This is a genomic window from Alcanivorax sp. HI0044 (genome assembly GCF_001634945.1).
Genome location: NZ_LWEZ01001653.1, coordinates 1 through 633, shown reverse-complemented (window position 1 = coordinate 633; position 633 = coordinate 1). Strand labels below are relative to the sequence as shown.

At 55.8% G+C, this 633-nt stretch carries 1 protein-coding gene; it reads left to right on the top strand.

Translation table 11 applies throughout. From position 1 onward, the window contains the following. Nucleotides 1-167: 167 nt before the first annotated feature. Nucleotides 168-633: enoyl-ACP reductase (locus A3730_RS24870; protein ID WP_156501348.1), on the top strand; the 466-nt coding region annotated here is incomplete at its 3' end.

Sequence of the window (633 nt, the reverse complement as noted above, 5' to 3'; positions counted from 1 at the left end):
CCTCACCTTACCGCAACGCAGCTTACCTCCGTCTTGTTGTAACGGGACAGATATCCCCAGGACGTTATTGCCGCTGGAGAAGATTATATCGCTGGCAAACACGTCAGCTCGCGTTTTGAAACTTTCAACTTTCAATTTTCTACTCAAAAAGCATATCGAGGACGAACATGGGATTTCTTGCAGGCAAGCGTTACCTGATTGTCGGCGTCGCCAGCGACCGCTCCATTGCCACCGGTATCGCCGAAGCCATGCACCGCGAAGGTGCCGAGCTGGCTTTCACTTACCAGAACGACAAACTGAAAAGCCGTGTACTCAAAGCCGCAGAACGGTACGGCAGCAGCGAAGCCATGTGCTTTCCCTGTGATGTCACCAGCGACGAGGCCATTGATGCCGTTTTTGCTGAACTCGGCAAGCAGTGGGATGGGCTAGACGGTATCGTTCACGCTGTGGGTTTCGCCCCCGCTGCCGAACTGGATGGTAACTTTGTGGATGTGGTCACCCGCGAGGGTTTCCAGATTGCCCACGATATTTCCAGCTATAGCTTCGTGGCACTGGCCAAGGCTGGCAAAAGCATGCTGGCCGGCCGCAATGGCGCCCTGCTCACCCTTACCTACCACGCCGCCCGCCAGTCCG